The sequence below is a fragment of the Achromobacter sp. 10T422 genome (assembly GCF_056394065.1).
Genome location: NZ_JBFTHD010000010.1, coordinates 81,500 through 98,034, shown reverse-complemented (window position 1 = coordinate 98,034; position 16,535 = coordinate 81,500). Strand labels below are relative to the sequence as shown.

Below are 16,535 nucleotides of genomic sequence, written 5' to 3'. Positions count from 1 at the left end.
AATGCAAAGATGCTAATTATCTAATTGTGGCATGTCGTGAAGCGTAATAACTTTGTGCATCTTTTGTTATCCAGAGAGCCGCAGTGAATCGCGAACAAGCCGTCCTTCAAGCCGTACAAGCCTATGACAACGGCGCGCTGCTCGCCGCGCTGACGCGACGGGTGGCTTACGCCACGGAAAGCGAAGTGCCCGAACAGGCCCCGGCGCAGCATGCCTATTTGAATGAAGACCTGATCCCGCTGCTGACCGAACTGGGCTTTTCCTGTGAGGTGCATGCCAACCCTGCGGGCGTTGACTTGCCCATCCTGGTGGCGCGCCGCGTTGAGGCCGCCGGCCTGCCGACCATGCTGATGTACGGCCACGGCGACGTCGTGCGCGGCAACGCCGCCAAATGGGAAGCGGGGCGCGACCCGTGGCGCTTGCAAGTCGAGGGCGACCGCTGGTACGGGCGCGGTACGGCCGACAACAAGGGCCAGCACACGATCAACCTGGAAGCCATGCGCCAAGTGATTGCGGCGCGCGACGGCAAGCTGGGCTTTAACACCACGTGGCTGATTGAAACCGGTGAAGAAGCCGGCTCGCCGGGCCTTGCCGCCTTTTGCGAGGCGCAGCGCGACGCCCTGGCCGCCGATGTGTTCATTGCCAGCGACGGCCCGCGCCTGAACGCCGAACGCCCCACCCTGTTCATGGGGTCACGCGGTGCGGTGAATTTTGAATTGAAGCTGCGTGCGCGAGAACGCGGCTATCACTCCGGCAACTGGGGCGGCCTGCTGGCCAACCCGGCCATCATCCTGATGCACGCCATCGGCACCTTGGTGGACGCGAATGGCCGGATCACCGTTCCCGGCTTGCGCCCGCCCCCCATTCCCGGCGCCGTTGCCGGCGCGCTGGCTGACCTGGAAGTGGGCGGCGGCGCGGACGACCCCGAGATCAATGCGTGGTGGGGCGAGCCGGGCCTGTCCGCACCCGAAAAAGTATTCGGCTGGAACAGCCTGGACGTGCTGACTTTCGGCGCGGGCGACCCCGCCAAACCCGTCAACGCCATTCCGCCCGAAGCCGTGGCCTGGTGCCAACTGCGCTTTGTGGTCGGCACCGACTGGCGCGCGCTGGAAACCCATGTGCGCGAACACCTGCGCCAAGGCGGCTTTGAAGACGTGCAAGTGCGCATCGGCATGCAGGCGGGCGCGACCCGCCTGTCGCCCGACAACGCCTGGGTGCGCTGGGCGGCCACGTCGCTGGAACGCACAACCGGCAAGCGTCCCGCGCTGCTGCCGAACCTGGGCGGCTCGCTGCCCAACGATATTTTTGCCGACCAGCTGGGCTTGCCCACCTTGTGGGTGCCGCATTCGTACCCGGCCTGCGCACAGCATGCGCCCAACGAACATTTGCTGGGCAGCGTGGCGCGTGAAGGGCTGGCCATCATGGCCGGCCTGTTCTGGGACTTGGGCGAGCAGGGCTCCACCCTGTGCGCATCCGCCCAGCCTGCCCGCGCTGCCGCCTGAATTGCTTGATCCGATTTCCCCTGACTGACCGAGAGCGTTGCAATGACCGCTAGATTTTGTGCCGCCGTGATGGCGTTCAACCTTGCCGTTGCCGCGTATGCGGGCGATGCGCACGCCGCCTACCCTGAACAGCCGATCAAGATCGTTGTGCCGTTCACCCCGGGCGGCGCGACCGACGCCGTGGCCCGCTTGCTGGCCAACAAGCTGTCGGGCAGCCTGGGGCAATCGGTCATCGTCGAGAACCGCCCGGGTGCGTCTACCGTGATCGGCGCGGATGCCGTGGCGCGCGCCCAGCCTGACGGCTACACGCTGCTGCTGTCGGGCAGCACCACGTACACCGTGCTGCCGGCGCTGAAGGCGTCCCTGCCCTACGACCCGATGCACAGCTACGAACACATCGCCATCGTCGCCATGGCGCCCGTGGTGCTGCTTGCGCAAAACGGCCTGGCGGCCACCACCGTGCAGCAAGCCGCCACGCTGGCCAAACAGCAGAGCGACAAGGGCGGGCTGATGTACGGCACCTTCGGCCCGGGTTCCGCGCCGCACCTGGCCGGTGAAATGTTTGCCGAAGCCGTGGGCGCGAAGATGATGCCGGTGCCTTACAAGGGCAGCGCGCAGCTCATCACCGCGATGATCGGCGGCGAGGTGGCGCTGGGCGTCGACACCGTGTCGTCCGCCGCGCCGCAAGTGCGCGCCGGCAAGGTGCGCGCGCTGGCCGTTACCGGCGAGCATCGCGTGCCGCAACTGCCCGACGTGCCGACCTTTGCCGAAGCCGGCATTCCCGAAGTGTCTTTCGTGGGCTGGTACGCGCTGGCGGCACCTGCCCGCACGCCCGCGCCGGTCGTTGACACGCTGAACCGCGCGGTCGAAAAAATCATGCAAGACCCGCAAGTGCGCAAGGCGGTCACCGACCTGGCGCTGGAGCCCGTGTTCCTGCCGGGCCAGGCGTTCCAGGCGCAGATCGCAAAAGAACTGCGCACCTTCGGCGACGTGGCCAAGCGGGCCGACATCAAGCTGGATTGAAGCTAAGTTTGATTCAAACGCCGGGGCGGCGTCCGCCCCGGCGTTTTGCCGATCAATACTTGTAGCTCACGCCCAGCATGGCGGAGAACGGCGCGCCGTAGTAATTGCTGTAGACGTTCGTGCTGGCGTAGTACTTCTTGTCCAGCACGTTGTTCAGGTTCAGCGTGGCCGACCATTGGCGGTTGAACTGGTAGCGCGCCATCAGGTCCACCAGCGCATAGCTGCTTTGCGACGATTCATACATCACCCGGCCCGGCCCGCGCGCGGCATAGCTGCTGCCGCTTTCCCAGCGCACGCCGCCGCCCACGGTCAGCGCGCTCAGGTCGCCCGGCAGCCGGTACGTGGTGTAGAGCTTCACGCCATGGCGCGGCAAACCCACTTGCGTGATGAAGCCTTGGGGCAGGCGGCGGTCCACATACGCGTAGGACAGCTGCATCTGCCAGCCCGGCGTCAGCTCGCCGCTGAGCTCGGCTTCCACGCCGCGCATCTCGGCGCCGTCCGCCGCCACGTAGGCGTTGTCGCCATTGGGCGCCAGCATGTCGCCGTCCAGCATGGCGTAGTTGTCTTGACGCGTGCGGAACAAGGCCAGCGAGCCATTCAAGCGGCCATCCATGAAGGCCGACTTCACCCCGACTTCCACCGTGTTGCCCTTGATGGGCGCCAGCACGCTGCCTGACACGGTCTGCGCCTGTTGCGGCTGGAAGATGCTGGTGTAGCTGGCGTAGACGGAGACGTCGCGGCTCAGGTCATAGACCACGCCGGCGTACGGCGTATAGACGCCTTGTTCGCGCATGTCGTCCGGGTAAGACGAGCCGTCGTTATAGGCGTAGGACGCTTGCTGGTCCCACCAGGTGACGCGCGAGCCCAGCACCAGCGACAAGGCATCCGTCGGGCGCAGGCGCAGCGCGCCGTAAATCGACGACTGCTTCTCGGTGTAGTAGCGCTTGCCGGTAGTTTGCCAATCGGGTTCGGGCATGTCGCCGTTCCACTGGCGAATATCGGGAATGGCCGGGTTGTAGCCCGGCGCCGTCCACAAGGGGTACATGTCGTAGTCACCCCGGGTGCGCGACGCGTTCACGCCCACCACCAGATCGTGCTGACGGCCAAAGGCGTCGAATGCGCCCGTCAAACTCGCGTCCACGGCGTTCTGGGTTTTGGGGATGGGCCACTTGGCCACCCACACGGATGCGCCCTGCCCCGTTTCCGGGTTGGCCCAGCCGTTGCTGCTGAACCAGCCGTAGGTGCGGTCGTTGTCGTCGCTGGTGCGCGACACGGTCAGCGAGCCCTTCCACAGCGGCGCAAATTCATGGTCCAGCGTGGCGAACACGTTGTAGCGCGTGCGTTCCTGGCGGCTCCAGTTGGTGGCCGAATTGAAGCGCTGCGGGAAATCGGTTTCGGTGCCATCGGCGTAGACGCTGGGAAAGCCGAAGTACGAGCACGCCGTGCATTTCTTGCGCTGGTATTCCGCGCCCAGCGTCAGCATGGTGCGTTCGGCCAGATCCGCTTCGACCACGCCGTACAGCATTTGCGAGTCTTGCTTCACGCGGTCGATGAACGAACCGCCTTCCTGCCACGCGCCGACCAGCCGGCCGCGCAACTTGCCCGACTCGTCCAGCGGGCTGCCCAGATCGAACTCGGTGCGTTTGTAGTCCCAAGAGCCCACGGCAACGCCCACACCGGCCTCGAATTCCCGCGTGGGCCGCTTGCGCACCAGGTTGATCGATGCCGCCGGATTGCCCGCGCCGCTTAGCAGGCCGGTCGAGCCGCGCACGACTTCAATGCGGTCATACAGCGCGGTGTCCAGGCCCAGGGCATTGAAGTCCTTGTGGGTAGGCACGCCGTCCACCTGCATGTTGGTGACTTCCATGCCGCGCGCGTACAAGCCCTTTTCGTTGTCGTCGGCAGAGCCCTTCTTCTTGAACGTCAGGCCAGGCGTGTTGGCGATAACGTCTTCCAGCGTATTCAGCCCTTGGTCCGTGATGCGCTGTCGCGTCATCACCGATACCGATTGCGGCGTCTCGCGCAGCGTCATCGGCAGCTTGGTGGCCRTGGTGGACAAGCCCACCGTGTACGAGTCCGTGCCTTCGCTGGGGCCGGGTTCGCGCGAGCCCAGCACTTCAACCGGCGCCAGCGTCTGCGCGCCCGCAACGCGCAAGCCGTAATTGTTGCCGCCCTGGCTGACGGCTTCCAGGCCCGTGCCTGACAGCATCGCCGCCAGACCCGAGGCCACGCCGTAATCACCTTGCAGGCCGGGGCTTTGCTTGCCCTGCGTGAGTTGCGCGTCAAACGACAGCACCACGCCGGCCTGCGCCGCAAAGCGGCTAAGCGCCAGGCCCAGCGGGCCGGCCGGCACTTCAAAGCGGCGCGCGGCGTCTGCCGCGGGCACGGGTTGCGCGGGTTGCGCAAGCGCCTGCGGCGCGGCGGACAGCGCCATCAGCGCAACGAACACGGCGCGCGCAATCGGCGCCAACGCGCCCGGAGGGCAATGGGAGTGTGGGGTGAAAGGCATAAGTGCTCAGGTTTTCCGTGAATCAAATCCGACGTATTCCCTGCTAAGTCGGACGAGATCGGAAAAAGGACAATGCCTGAAGAAAAAAAATGAAAATCAATCAGCCACCGCGCGCCACGACCCGGGTGTAGTAGCGGGTGAAGCGCGATACGCGCACCGGCAGCGCGCGTTCCACGGCGGCCAGGGCATGGTCGGTGTCATCAATGGGAAAGGCGCCCGACACGCGCAGCGCCGCGACCGCGGCATCACAGCTCAAACGGCCGGGGCGGTAGCGGTCAAGATGGCTGATGAAGTCGTCCAGGCGCCAGTTGTCGACGATGAGCAGGCCGCGCGTCCAGGCGTCGGGTTCGCCGGTGATGGCGCCCGCAAAGTGGGCACCTGCCGGTTCCAGCAGGCCTTGTTCGCCCGCGTTCAACGTCAGCGGCGCGCCGCCTGCGGCGGGTTCCAGCACCACGGCGTGTCGCAGCACCGCGACTTGCGTCGCGGCGTCCTGGCGGTTGACGGTGAAGCGGGTGCCCAACGGGCGTACCGTGCCGTGCAACGTAGTCACCCGCAGCGGCGGCAAGCCGCGCGCGGCGTGTTCGGTATCGATCAAAATTTCGCCCGCGTGAACGGTAATGTGCCGGCCGCGCGCGTCGATGGCCACGTCCACCGCGCTGGCGCTGTCCAGCCACAGCTGCGTGCCATCGGCCAGCAACAGTTCGCGGCGCTCGCCTGCGCCCATGCGGTAGTCGGCCAAGTAGTCGGCCAAGTAGTTGGCCCATAGCCGCTCGACGGGCATCGTGCGCCACGCCAGCACGCCGCCCGCGCCCAGCAGCGCCACCGCGCCCAAGCCCTTGCGCAATGCCGCGCGGCGGTGGGCAAAGTGACGGTCAGCGCGGCTTAGGGTATCGGCCGCCAGCCGCGCAGGCGCCGCGCCCAGCGTGCCGCGCAGATGCTCAACCTGGCGCCAGACGCGCGCGTGTTCGGGGTCGGCGGCCAGCCAACGGCGGTGCGCCGCCACATCGGCCGCGCTGACGTCGTCTGCGCACAGGCGCGCATACCATTGCGCGGCGGCGGAGATAGCCGGGTTCGCCATGGCCGCCTAGTGCCTTTCCAACGCGTAGACGAGGCAATGCTCCGTCGCGCGCGCCATGTATTTTTTAACGGAGCTGACCGTCACGCCCAGTTGGGCGGCGATATCGGCATAGCTTGCCCCTTCCAACTGAGACATCAGGAACGCGCGCCGCACCTTGTCGCCCAGCCCATGCAGCATGGCGTCTATTTCGCGGATGGTTTCCAGCAGAATGGCCTGCGTCTCGGGCGACATGGCGGTGGCTTCAGGCTGCTGGGCCAGCGTTTCCAGCCACGCGCGCTCAAGCACCTGACGGCGGATGTGATCCACCAGCGTGCGTTGCGCCACCGTCGCCAGAAAACTGCGCGGCTGGCGCACGCCTTGCAGCTGCGCCAGCGACGCGGGCGATGCCAGCAGGCGCAGAAATGTGTCTTGGGCCAGGTCAGCCGCTTCGGCCGGCACGCTCAGGCGACGCAGCAGCCAGCCGCGCAGCCAGCCATGATGGTCGCGATAGAGCAAACCGAGCTCCCGGTGCTCCAGGGATTCCGATGACGACATGGACGTAGCGCGACCGCTTTCTGAATTTTGGAAATGGGAATTGTAATCATTATTGATGATGGCGGGCAATGGAGAATCACCTCCGCCCGCCATCTCCCTTTCCCGCCGGTACGCCTGGCGTACCGGCTCATACCGAGCGCTTGCCGTGGCAGCCGATACCGCGCGTGCCGTGGCGCCCGCCACGGCACGCCGGCGTTGCGCCCTATACCGCGGGCGGCGTCGTCTCGCGTTCAGGATGCCGGTGCTTGGCCAGCGCCTCGATGAACGCCGCCGCGCTCTTTGCCGGCGCGCCGCCTCCCATCAACAGGCCGCCATCGCCTTCGTCCGGGGCAATGCCTGCCGCCCCGAACACCTGCGCGCCCTGCCCCAGGCCCAACAAGGTCTTGCCATGGCGGAAGGCGTCGCGCAGGAACTCCAGCGCACGGCCGTCGGCCTGCAAACGCTTCGCTGCCGCGTCGCCCCCCGGCACCACCGCGCCGTCGAACAGGCCCGACGGGTGATTGTCCAGCGAAGCATCGGCGTCCAGCGCGCTGCCGTCTTCGGCTTGCAGCGGCCCGATACGCTGACCCACCAGCCGCACCACCACGCCTGCCTTGATCAGCGTTTGCGCCACGGCCGACACCGCCTGGCCATCCACGCCTTCGGCCACCAGGATGGCGACCTTGCGCGTGGCCACGCCGCCGTCCCCCGGCCTGGCCGTCAGCGATAACGTCGGGGACGTTTCCACTTCGGGCTTGGGCGGCTTTGGCATCGCACGGGGCAAGGGCTCGGGCAAAGCCATGCCCAACTGGTCGGCCACGGCCTGCGCCAAGTCGTCCGACACGTTGCGCAGCGACGCCACCATGCGCTGCCGGATGGCCGGCACCGTCAGCTTGCTCAATTCAAAAGCGAACGCGTTGATGATGTGGCGCTGTTCCCAGTCCGTCTGGCTGTTGAAGAACAGCGTGGCCTGGTTGTAATGCTCGGCGAATTTCTCGGGATGGCCGCGCAGCTCGTCGCCGGTTTCAGGTTCGGGGAACGAGACAAAGCCGTCCATGCCCGCCTGGAACGGGCAGCCGCCCCCCAGCGAGTTGGGTTCATACGACACGCGGCCACGGTGGATGGCCTGGCGGTGCATGCCGTCGCGCTGGTTGTTGTGCACCGGCGCCAGCGGCGCGTTGATGGGAATCTCGTGAAAATTCGGGCCGCCCAGCCGCGAAATCTGCGTGTCCACATACGAATGGATGCGCCCGGCCAGCAGCGGGTCGTTTGTGAAGTCCAGGCCCGGCACGACGTGCGCGGTACAGAACGCCACCTGCTCGGTCTCGGCGAAGAAATTGTCGGGGTTGCGGTCCAGCACCATGCGGCCGATGGGCCGCACCGGCACCAGCTCTTCAGGCACGATCTTGGTGGCGTCCAGCACATCGAAGCTGAATTTCGCCGCCTCTTCCTCGGTGAAGACCTGCACGCCCAGCTCCCATTCGGGGCCGTTGCCGCCGTCGATGGCTTCCCAGAGGTCGCGGCGGTGGAAGTCGGGGTCGGCCCCCGACACCTTGACGGCCTCGTCCCACACTTGCGAATGCGTGCCCAGCACCGGGTTCCAATGGAACTTCACCAGCCGCGATTCGCCCTGCGCGTTGACGAAGCGGAAGGTATGGACCCCAAAGCCCTGCATCATGCGATAGCTGCGCGGAATGCCGCGATCAGACATCACCCACATCAGCATGTGCGTGGATTCCGGCATCAGCGACACGAAGTCCCAGAACGTATCGTGCGCCGACGCCGCCTGCGGCATGCCATGGTGCGGCTCGGCCTTCACCGCGTGCACCAGGTCGGGAAACTTCATCGCGTCCTGGATGAAGAAGACGGGGATGTTGTTGCCCACCAGGTCCCAGTTGCCCTCGTCGGTGTAGAACTTCACGGCAAAACCGCGCACGTCGCGCGCCGTGTCCTTCGACCCGCGTTCGCCTGCCACCGTCGAGAAGCGGACGAACACCGGCGTGCGCTTGCCCTTCTCGGCAAAGAGCGAGGCGGCGGTCAGGTCGGTCAGCGGTTCGTAGCATTCGAAATAGCCATGCGCCGCGGAACCGCGCGCGTGGACGATGCGCTCGGGAATGCGCTCGTGGTCGAAGTGCGTGATCTTTTCCCGCAGGATGAAATCTTTCAGCAGCGCCGGCCCGCGCAAGCCCGCTTTGAGCGAGTGCTGGTTATCGCTGATGGGTACGCCCTGGTTGGTGGTCAGCCGTTGGTCGCTGGCGTCCGACCGCACGCGCGACAAGCGGCCGTCTACGGCGTTGACGGCGGGCGCCGCCGCATCAACGGTTTTGCCGGACGCCTCGCTTTCCGACAAGGAACTGGCGCCCACGGAAGCGTCAGCAGCCGGCACGTGCGTACCGGTGTAGGGGCAACGCGCGGCCTCGTCGCCGTATTCGGCGGCCTTGTTGGCGTTGTGCGGGATGGCGCCTGCGGTGGCGCCCACGGCGGCCGCGCGTTTCAACGCGGGGTGGCTGGGCTTGCCAGCCGGGCCGGCAGCGGGGCCGCTGTCGCTATTCATATAGGCGGTGTCCAGCGCGCCAGATGCGCCTTTGCCTGCCGCGCCTTTGTTCTCGGGTTTCTTGCTTGCCATGGAGATCTCCTAGTGGTTCAACATTTTTTCGCGCGATTGCTCGGCTCGCGATGCACCGATGGCGCTCTCCACCTGCTTCACCTCTTCGGGCGGTGGCAGCACGGCGGGCAGGCCCAGCGACTCAATCCATAGTTCACGCGACCAGCCCTGCGTGTGATACAGGTGGTGGTCTTCATCGACGGCAACGGCGTCATAGGCCTGCTTCAAAATCTTCGCTTCACGGCCCGTTTGCTGATCGGCAATCAGCCCGATCAGCGCCCAGTTGGCGTGGTCCTTGGTTTCGGCCAGCACCACGCATTCGGTCGCGACCAGCTGCGCAGCGTCAGCGTCGCCTGCGTGTATCGCCATCTTCATGGCCTTGACCAGCGAATCGCCCAGGTGACGCACCACGTCCCTGCCCGGCGACGCCGCCGCGGGGTCAAGTCCCAGTTGTTCAAATACGGTCAAAAGCACACGGTGGTGCGTGCGCGTTTCTTCCAGGTATTCCTTCCACTCTTGCTTCAAGTCTGCGTTGACCGCACAGGACAACGCGGTTTCGTAGATCGACAGGCCGCCGATCTCGGTCTCGATCGCCTGATAGAGCAGTTCGTGGATCTGCTTGGATTTTCCGGCTTTGGATTTCATGGGGGCTCCTCGTTCTATCGCGTGCTCCACTGCCGCCGCGCTGCGTGGGCAGCCGCTCGGTAGAACCCGCCACCCCAGCAATCGCCATGCCCAGCCGCGCCACGGGCCGCCGGATTTACGCCACACGACGATGCTTAGCATCGCAACGCTGACCCCATTTCGACTAGAATCGGAACCATTCTCAATAAAAACTCAACGCTGACCGGCTCGCGGCGGCGCCAACAAAAGAGGCCTTTTCTGAAATCCGGTTTCCGCCTATCCATGGCCTGGTTGCACACCTGGGCCGGCCTGTGGTTTTCCTGGCTGCTGTACACGGTGTTCCTCACGGGGTCGCTGGCGATCTTCGCTGAACCCATCACCCACTGGATGACGCCCGAGCACCACGCGGCCGAAGCCTTGGCCGCGCAACAGGAAAGCGCGCCCGTGGACCGCGCGCGCCGCCTGGACCTTGCCGTCGATTACATGCAGCGCCACCACGCGGGCGCCGGCATGTGGGAGGTCTGGCCCGTCAATCGTGGACACGACAATGGCTTGTCGGTGTATTGGTTCGACAAAAATGGCATGTACGCCGACGCCGAGCTGGACCCCGTCACGGGCGCGGAGCTTGACGATCATCACGACGACGAAGCCCGCGCCACGATGGGCGGCACGCACTTCGTGAACTTCCACTACATGCTGCACGAAAGCCGCTACGGCTTGTGGATCGTGGCGTTCGCCACGATGGCGATGCTGGTGGCGCTGATCTCGGGCATCGTCACCCACAAGCGCATCTTCAAGGACTTCTTCACCTTTCGCGCGAAGAAGGGCCAGCGGTCTTGGCTGGACGCGCACAATGCGGTGGCCGTGTTGACGCTGCCCTTTCAGTTCATGATTGCGTACACCGGCATCGTGATCTCCAGCGCCCAGCTAATGCCCGCCCCTGTGGTGGCGAACTACGGCGGCGGCATGGAGGCCACCCGCCTGTACCTGGCCGAAATGCAGGGCGAGGAAAAGCCCGCCCGCACCGGCCAGCCGCTGGCGGTGCCTGCGCTGGAACCCCTCGTGGCCCAGGCTGAAAAAATGATCGGCCAAACCGCGCGCGCCATCGTCATCAACAACCCCGAAGACGCCGCCATGCGCATCGCCGTCTATGGCTGGAACGAAGACCAAGACACCTTCCACAACATCAGCGCCACAACTGGCATGGCCGAATTTTCGGCCGCCACGGGCGAGCTGATTCGCATGCGCCCGCCGGGCGGCGTCAATGGCGGCGCAGCCACCTTGACGCGCCAGGTGATGGGCGACCTGCACATGGCGCAGTTCGGCGGCTTCGGCGTCAAGTGGCTGTACTTCCTGTGCGGGCTGGCGGGCGCGGCGATGATGGGCACAGGCGCAGTGCTGTTCATGGTGAAGCGGCGCGCCAAGCTGGGCCATGAATTCGGCGCGGCCACGGCGCGCATGTACCGCCTGTTCGAAGGCTTGAACGTGGCGGGGCTGGCCGGTCTGGCGGTGGCCTGTATCGGTTTCTTCTGGGCCAACCGGCTGCTGCCGGTAGCGTTGGAAAACCGCGCGCTCTGGGAATTGCGTTGCTTCTTTGGCTTGTGGGCGTTGATGCTGGCGCACGCCTGGCTGTGCCGCCCGCGCGTGGCCTGGATCACGCAACTGGGCCTGTTGGCCGCGCTGTGCCTGCTGCTGCCGGTGCTGTCCTTTGTGACGCTGGGCGATCACCCCTTTGCGCAGATCGCGCGTGGCGATTGGGAAAGCGCGGGCGTCGAATTGACCGCTGTCGCCTTTGGCGTACTATCCGCCTGGGCGGCGATCCGTTTGTGGAAGAAGCCTCAGTCCGCGCCCGCCCAGCGCACCCCCCGCGCGAACCAAGAGGCAGCGGCATGACCATGAACGACGTATTCGCCATTGTGATGGCATTGCTGCTGACCTACTCCGGCATGGCCTGCCTGAGCCTGGCCATGCCGCGCCATTACGACCAGGTCTGGGGCCGCGACCCCTCCGCCGGCCACACGCGCGTGCTGCGCGGGGCCGGCGTGCTGCTGCTGGCGCTGGCGCTTCTGCCTTGCGTGGGCCTGTGGGGCAACACGGTAGGCGTTGTGGCGTGGCTGGGCTGGCTGTCGGCCGGCGCGCTGATGTGGGTGGGCATGTTGTCGTGGGCGCCCCGCCCCGCCGCCGGCACCGCCGCCTTGGCGGTGGCGATCTCGCTGGCAGGCGTCACCATCGGATTCTGATCGGTCGGGGCGACGCGCCCTGAACCCGGTTTTGCGCAGGCCGGCTCAGCCGGTTTGACCCGCATCAAACTCGGCTGATATCGCGTGCCACCGGCACGCTGACAGCACCATATGTGGTGGTAGAGTTTTCACACCCCACAACATATGGTGTCGAAATGCCTATCCCACACATCCTCAACCGCTCACTGCCCCACACACTGGTGGACGTGGAAAGCGCCATGGAGGAATACCTGGACCAGCGCGACTGGCGCGTCAACGCCAACGCGAATCAGGGCTACAGCCTGGGCGGCCTGATCCTGAACGTGGCGGGCAAAGTCACTGCGAACTACTGGCTGTCGAACGTCTTCACGCCCGAAGCGGGCCAGGCGCACCGCGACGGCGACATCCATATCCATGACCTGGACATGCTCAGCGGCTACTGCGCCGGCTGGTCGTTGCGCCAGTTGCTCACCGAAGGCTTCAACGGCATTCCCGGCAAGGTGGAATCCACGCCGCCCAAACACATGTCGTCGGCCATTGGCCAGATCGTCAACTTCCTGGGCACGCTGCAAAACGAATGGGCGGGCGCGCAAGCATTCAGCTCGTTCGACACCTACATGGCGCCCTTCATCCGCCGCGACGCCATGACGTACGCGGACGTGAAGCAGGCCATGCAGGAACTGATCTTCAACCTGAACGTGCCCAGCCGCTGGGGCACGCAAACGCCCTTCACCAACCTGACGTTCGACTGGACCTGCCCGGCTGACTTGAAGGAACAGGTGCCTTATGTTGGCGGCGAAGAAATGCCGTTTGCCTACGGCGACCTGCAAGCCGAAATGGACATGATCAACCGGGCCTACATTGAAGTGATGATGGCCGGCGACGCCAAAGGGCGTGTGTTCACCTTCCCCATTCCCACCTACAACATCACGCCGGATTTCAATTGGGACCATCCCAACACCGACCGCCTGTTCGAGATGACGGCGCGCTACGGCCTGCCCTACTTTCAGAACTTCCTGAATTCGGATCTGGAACCGCACATGGTGCGTTCCATGTGCTGCCGCCTGCAACTGGACCTGCGCGAACTGCTCAAGCGTGGCAACGGGCTGTTCGGGTCGGCCGAGCAGACCGGGTCGGTCGGCGTGGTCACGGTGAACTGCGCGCGGCTGGGCTACACGTGCCAAGGGGACGAAGCCCGGCTGATGGCGCGTCTTGACACGCTGTTGGGGCTGGGCCGCGACGTCCTGGAAACCAAACGCCAGGTGGTGCAGCGCTACATCGACCAGGGCCTCTACCCCTACACGCGCCGCTATCTGGGCACGCTGCGCAATCACTTCAGCACGCTGGGCGTGAACGGCATCAACGAGATGATCCGCAACTTCACCCACGATGCCGACGACGTCACCACGCCCGCCGGCCATGCGCTGGCCGTGCGGCTGCTGGACCGCGTGCGCGACCGCATGACGGAATTTCAGGAGCAGACGGGCCACCTCTACAACCTGGAAGCCACGCCCGCCGAAGGCACCACGTACCGTTTCGCGCGCGAAGACCGAAAGCGCTTTCCCGGCATTCTGCAAGCGGGCAGCGACGCGCAGCCCTACTACACGAATTCCAGCCAGTTGCCGGTGGGCCATACCGACGACCCCTTCCATGCGCTGGCATTGCAGGAAACGCTGCAAAGCAAATACACGGGCGGCACCGTGCTGCATCTGTACATGAACGAAGCCGTGTCATCAGCCGACGCGTGCAAGCAGCTGGTGCGGCGCGCCCTGACTAACTTCCGTCTGCCCTACATCACGGTCACGCCCACGTTTTCGATCTGCCCGAACCACGGCTATCTGGCCGGGCACCACGAGTTCTGCCCCAAATGCGACGCCGAACTTTTGGCCAAGCAAACCGCGTGCTGCGCCCCGGCCTAGCGCGCGCCCACCGCCGGGCACAAGCCCGGCCTTTTCAGGAGCCACTCCATGCAAACCTTGACGGACCCCGTCGCGGCCATCGCCGCCCCCGCCCCGCAACTAGACAACAGCCAGCGCGTGCGCTGCGAAGTCTGGACCCGCGTGATGGGTTACCACCGCCCCGTTTCTTCCTTCAACACCGGTAAACAAGGCGAATTCAATGAACGCCGCTTCTTCGTCGAGCAGCGCGCCTGAGGGCGCACCCCTGCACGCAAATGCTGAAGCCGGGACGCGCAGGCTGGCCGCAAGGCCGGCCTACGCCGCGCCGCCCCAGCCTGTTGCCCAGCCCCTGCCCCGGCATTCTCCGGCCATCGGCGGGCTGGTTCCTTTTTCCACGGTGGACTGGCCCGGCCAGTTAGCCGCCGTCGTCTTCATCTCTGGCTGCCCGTGGCGATGCCACTATTGCCACAACACCGAACTGCAAACGCGCACCGCCCGCTACGACTGGCGCGAGACCCGGGCCTTTCTGGAGACACGGCGCGGCTTGCTGGATGCCGTGGTGTTCTCGGGCGGTGAACCGCTGAGCGAGCCGCGCCTGCCGTCACTGATCCGTGATGTGCGGCGCATGGGGTATCGGGTCGGGCTGCACACGGCGGGCATTTATCCGCTGCGGCTGGCCGACGTGCTGCGCCATCTGGATTGGGTGGGGCTGGACATCAAGGCCGATGCAGAAGGCTATGACGACATCACGGGGCGCCGGGATTCCCAACGCCCCGCGCTCGCCTGCCTGACGCAGCTGCTGTCGGCCGGTACGGATTTCGAATGCCGCATCACCTGGCATCCGGACTGGCTGAGCGAAACGCGGCTGCTGGGCTTGGCCCGCGAACTCGCGCGCCGTGGCGTCAAGCGCTTTGCCGTGCAAGGCGCGCGCAGCTCACCCGGCACGCCGCCGGGCCGCGCGCTGGGCACCCAGGCGCAAGCGCAGATGGCGCAGTGGTTCAAGGAGTTTGCGTATCGCTAGCGCGCCCTGATGGTTACTTCAACGCCGCTTCACTGTGTCGCTTCATCGGCGTGCCAGGGCCGCTTCCAGCGTCTCTTTGAAACGCGGCGACCCGATCGCCCCCACGTTGCAGCGCGACCAGGGCGACACGGCGGTCGGGTCCACGCTGAACACGCGGCCCGGCGCCATGATGACCTTCTTCGGCATCAGCTCGGCTGCCAGCGTCAGCGAATCTGGCACGCCCGGAAACGCCGTCCACAGGTACATCGAACTGGTCGGCCGCGCAAACACCTCGGCGCCCAGCGCGTCCAGCACCTGCAAGGCGTGGCCCGTGGCGGCTTCCAGGCGTTGGCGCAGCCGCGCCAGATGACGCTCGTAATGGCCGTCGCGCAGCATCACGTCCACCATGCGTTCGCAATATTCCGAACTGCTGACGTGCACCAACGCCTTCAAGTCGGCCAGGTCACTGGCCAACGCGGCGTTGCACGCAATGAACCCCACGCGCAGCGCCGCTGAAAACGATTTTGAAAAACTGCCGATATAGATCGTGCGTTCCAACTGGTCCAACGCCGACAGCCGCACGGCAGACGTCGGTTTGAAATCCGCCAGCGCATCGTTTTCCACGATCATCAGGTTGTAGCGCTCGGACAGCTGCAAGACCTTGTACGCCTTCGCCAGCGAGATATCCGACCCCGTCGGGTTGTGCGCCAACGACTGCGTGAAAAACAAGCGCGGTTTTTCGCGCTGCAACAAGGCTTCCAGCGCGGCTACGTCAGGGCCATCTGATAAGCGCGGCACGCCCAGCATGCGCACGCCCGCCAGCTTCAGCTTGCCAAACAGCGGGTAGTAGCCGGGGTTGTCGACCAGCACGGTTGCGCCCGGCGGCACGAAATAGCGAATCACCAAGTCCATGGCTTCGTTCGCGCCATGCGTCAGCACCAGCTGGCGCGGCGCCACGTTCACGCCCACATCGCCCAGCTTGCGGACCAGGCTTTCGCGCAGCGGCGCGTAGCCAAAACGGCTGCCGTAGCGGAACAAGGCGCCCAACCCGGTACGCACCACCTTCTGGTGATAGCGGTCCATGCGCATGTCGGCCAGCCATTCCACGGGCGGAAAGCCATCGCCCGCCTGCACGGCGTCGGGCTGCGTCTTGAGCTGTTCGCGCATCAGCCAGACGATGTCCATGGCGCGGCTCAGTTGGCCGGGTTCTTCGTCGGCCGCCTTGCGCGCAAAGTCGCCATCCAGCACGAAGAAGCCGGAACCCCGGCGGGGTTCCACCAGCCCGCGCGCCACCAGCATTTCAAACGCCACCACCACCGTGTTCTTGGCGTAGCGATGCAACTGGGACAGTTCGCGTAACGAAGGCAGCTTGTCGCCCGGCCGGTAAACGCCGTCGGCGATTTGCTGGCCGATCAGCTTGGCCAGGCTTTCCGCGATGGGTGCAGCGCGCGGCCGCGGGCCCGAATTGCCGGGGTGTTTAAGGTCGTCCATGCCGAGTGTTCTGGGTGATGGGCCGTCGTCGCGCATGACGGCCAAGGCGTAAAAATTGGTGCAGTGCAATGGT

General features: G+C 65.6%; 12 protein-coding genes and 1 pseudogene. 7 read left to right on the top strand and 6 right to left on the bottom strand.

What is annotated here, in order from left to right; genetic code table 11:
* Nucleotides 1-83 precede the first annotated feature (83 nt).
* Entirely contained in the window at nucleotides 84-1,502 is a 1,419-nt protein-coding gene (locus AC1DB0_RS25620) for a M20 family metallopeptidase (RefSeq protein ID WP_175168549.1), read from the top strand.
* A gap of 42 nt (nucleotides 1,503-1,544) precedes the next feature.
* The gene (locus tag AC1DB0_RS25615; protein ID WP_175168548.1) at nucleotides 1,545-2,525 is read left to right on the top strand and encodes a Bug family tripartite tricarboxylate transporter substrate binding protein; all 981 of its coding nucleotides are present in this window, start codon (nucleotides 1,545-1,547) and stop codon (nucleotides 2,523-2,525) included.
* A gap of 52 nt (nucleotides 2,526-2,577) precedes the next feature.
* Here AC1DB0_RS25615 and AC1DB0_RS25610 read toward each other — a convergent pair whose 3' ends face one another.
* The 5 genes from AC1DB0_RS25610 to AC1DB0_RS25590 all read right to left on the bottom strand — a co-directional run bounded on the left by AC1DB0_RS25610 (nucleotide 2,578) and on the right by AC1DB0_RS25590 (nucleotide 9,875).
* Nucleotides 2,578-5,034: a TonB-dependent siderophore receptor gene (locus tag AC1DB0_RS25610; protein WP_476758772.1), complete on the bottom strand. Its 2,457-nt coding sequence runs from the start codon at nucleotides 5,032-5,034 to the stop codon at nucleotides 2,578-2,580.
* A gap of 100 nt (nucleotides 5,035-5,134) precedes the next feature.
* The gene (locus AC1DB0_RS25605) at nucleotides 5,135-6,112 is read right to left on the bottom strand and encodes a FecR domain-containing protein (protein ID WP_476758231.1); all 978 of its coding nucleotides are present in this window, start codon (nucleotides 6,110-6,112) and stop codon (nucleotides 5,135-5,137) included.
* Nucleotides 6,113-6,118: 6 nt separating this feature from the next.
* On the bottom strand, nucleotides 6,119-6,646 hold the full coding sequence (locus AC1DB0_RS25600; protein ID WP_054428058.1) for a sigma-70 family RNA polymerase sigma factor: 528 nt from the start codon (nucleotides 6,644-6,646) through the stop codon (nucleotides 6,119-6,121).
* Between the two features lie 202 nt (nucleotides 6,647-6,848).
* Nucleotides 6,849-9,251: a catalase gene (locus tag AC1DB0_RS25595; RefSeq protein ID WP_476758230.1), complete on the bottom strand. Its 2,403-nt coding sequence runs from the start codon at nucleotides 9,249-9,251 to the stop codon at nucleotides 6,849-6,851.
* Between the two features lie 9 nt (nucleotides 9,252-9,260).
* Nucleotides 9,261-9,875 (bottom strand): ferritin family protein, encoded by a 615-nt coding sequence (locus AC1DB0_RS25590; RefSeq protein WP_054427979.1) that lies wholly within the window; start codon nucleotides 9,873-9,875, stop codon nucleotides 9,261-9,263.
* Nucleotides 9,876-10,136: 261 nt separating this feature from the next.
* Here AC1DB0_RS25590 and AC1DB0_RS25585 point away from each other — a divergent pair, with 261 nt between their 5' ends.
* The 5 genes and pseudogenes from AC1DB0_RS25585 to AC1DB0_RS25565 all read left to right on the top strand — a co-directional run bounded on the left by AC1DB0_RS25585 (nucleotide 10,137) and on the right by AC1DB0_RS25565 (nucleotide 14,992).
* A complete protein-coding gene (locus AC1DB0_RS25585; RefSeq protein WP_427949091.1) occupies nucleotides 10,137-11,747 on the top strand; it encodes a PepSY-associated TM helix domain-containing protein in 1,611 nt (536 codons plus the stop codon).
* A 2-nt stretch (nucleotides 11,748-11,749) separates the two neighbouring features.
* Complete coding sequence (locus tag AC1DB0_RS25580; RefSeq protein WP_420865352.1) at nucleotides 11,750-12,094, top strand: DUF3325 domain-containing protein; 345 nt, start codon at nucleotides 11,750-11,752, stop codon at nucleotides 12,092-12,094.
* A gap of 179 nt (nucleotides 12,095-12,273) precedes the next feature.
* A pseudogene (locus tag AC1DB0_RS25575) lies at nucleotides 12,274-13,992 on the top strand (ribonucleoside triphosphate reductase); the annotation flags it as partial.
* Nucleotides 13,993-14,040: 48 nt separating this feature from the next.
* Nucleotides 14,041-14,226: an anaerobic ribonucleoside-triphosphate reductase gene (gene nrdD / locus AC1DB0_RS25570; protein WP_476758229.1), complete on the top strand. Its 186-nt coding sequence runs from the start codon at nucleotides 14,041-14,043 to the stop codon at nucleotides 14,224-14,226.
* Entirely contained in the window at nucleotides 14,192-14,992 is an 801-nt protein-coding gene (locus AC1DB0_RS25565) for an anaerobic ribonucleoside-triphosphate reductase activating protein (protein ID WP_342065688.1), read from the top strand. The genes nrdD and AC1DB0_RS25565 overlap by 35 nt, the downstream gene beginning before the upstream one ends.
* 42 nt (nucleotides 14,993-15,034) lie before the next feature.
* Here AC1DB0_RS25565 and AC1DB0_RS25560 read toward each other — a convergent pair whose 3' ends face one another.
* Complete coding sequence (locus tag AC1DB0_RS25560) at nucleotides 15,035-16,462, bottom strand: aminotransferase-like domain-containing protein (protein ID WP_342065689.1); 1,428 nt, start codon at nucleotides 16,460-16,462, stop codon at nucleotides 15,035-15,037.
* Between the last annotated feature and the right edge of the window lie 73 nt (nucleotides 16,463-16,535).

What these genes read in the sequence shown, in the direction of transcription:
- AC1DB0_RS25595 (WP_476758230.1), bottom strand. Translation starts at nt 9,251, where the DNA reads ATGGCAAGCAAGAAACCCGAGAACAAAGGCGCGGCAGGCAAAGGCGCA.
- AC1DB0_RS25615 (WP_175168548.1), top strand. Translation starts at nt 1,545, where the DNA reads ATGACCGCTAGATTTTGTGCCGCCGTGATGGCGTTCAACCTTGCCGTT.
- AC1DB0_RS25590 (WP_054427979.1), bottom strand. Translation starts at nt 9,875, where the DNA reads ATGAAATCCAAAGCCGGAAAATCCAAGCAGATCCACGAACTGCTCTAT.
- AC1DB0_RS25580 (WP_420865352.1), top strand. Translation starts at nt 11,750, where the DNA reads ATGAACGACGTATTCGCCATTGTGATGGCATTGCTGCTGACCTACTCC.
- AC1DB0_RS25565 (WP_342065688.1), top strand. Translation starts at nt 14,192, where the DNA reads ATGAACGCCGCTTCTTCGTCGAGCAGCGCGCCTGAGGGCGCACCCCTG.
- nrdD (WP_476758229.1), top strand. Translation starts at nt 14,041, where the DNA reads ATGCAAACCTTGACGGACCCCGTCGCGGCCATCGCCGCCCCCGCCCCG.
- AC1DB0_RS25600 (WP_054428058.1), bottom strand. Translation starts at nt 6,646, where the DNA reads ATGTCGTCATCGGAATCCCTGGAGCACCGGGAGCTCGGTTTGCTCTAT.
- AC1DB0_RS25585 (WP_427949091.1), top strand. Translation starts at nt 10,137, where the DNA reads ATGGCCTGGTTGCACACCTGGGCCGGCCTGTGGTTTTCCTGGCTGCTG.
- AC1DB0_RS25560 (WP_342065689.1), bottom strand. Translation starts at nt 16,462, where the DNA reads ATGGACGACCTTAAACACCCCGGCAATTCGGGCCCGCGGCCGCGCGCT.
- AC1DB0_RS25605 (WP_476758231.1), bottom strand. Translation starts at nt 6,112, where the DNA reads ATGGCGAACCCGGCTATCTCCGCCGCCGCGCAATGGTATGCGCGCCTG.